We start from the raw sequence: 812 nt of genomic DNA, 5'->3' as shown, positions 1-812 counted from the left end.
ACCGTAGTGGTTTGGGCTTTTCTAAACATACCACCGAATGCAAACATAAAAGATACTGTGGCTGGAAGAATAGGTAGCGCCTTAGTTTACGTTTTTAAACCAATAGGCATAGAAGATTGGAGAGCTACAACATCGTTGGTACCGGCTTTTTTAGCAAGAGAAATAATAATAAGCTCAATGGGTGCTATATACTCAGCTTCTACTAAAGAAGACTATTCAAATTTTAATATAGATGAGGCTTTTAAAGAACAGATGATGTCTCTTGAACAAGCTATAAAGAATACGGCTCTTTCGTTTGTTTCTCCTGGATTTTCAAACGTTTTTACACAAGAATCCAACACCTCTTCTATCACAAGAGAAATTAGAAAAAGCTTAAGCCCTTACGGAGCACTTTCTTTCATGGTATTTGTGCTTTTGTACACTTCTTGCATAGCCACCGTATCCATCTTAAAATCAGAGTTTGGTACTAAGTTTGCAGTTCTTTTTTTACTCTACAGCTTTGTGTTAGGTTGGGCTGTAGCCTTCCTAATATATAGGGTAAGCATGGTGCTACATGTTTTTTGATTGGGTTTTTGTAATACTTCTTTTAGCTTTTGGCATTTTTTATCTTATCAAAAGCCCAAAACCAAAGGCTAAAAAATGTGATAAATGCCATTAACTTCTTTAGGTTAGCGACTTCGACTTACAAACATATCAAACATAAATAAAACAATTAACGAGCCTATAAAATGGCGATAATCAAACTACGAATATCAAACCCGCTAATACCTGTACAAGTTCAAAAACACTATAGACACTTAACCGTGGCATAC

1 protein-coding gene is annotated in these 812 nt (G+C 35.5%); it reads left to right on the top strand.

Features of this window, described 5'->3' with window-relative positions; all coding sequences use genetic code 11:
* Positions 1-564 (top strand): nucleoside recognition domain-containing protein (locus tag ACP5S8_RS08465; protein WP_461876498.1); only part of this gene is annotated, 564 nt, incomplete at its 5' end.
* Between the last annotated feature and the right edge of the window lie 248 nt (positions 565-812).

It is taken from the genome of Hydrogenobaculum sp. (assembly GCF_049967395.1).
Classification (GTDB): domain Bacteria; phylum Aquificota; class Aquificia; order Aquificales; family Aquificaceae; genus Hydrogenobaculum.
This window is presented reverse-complemented; position numbering and strand designations above follow the sequence as displayed.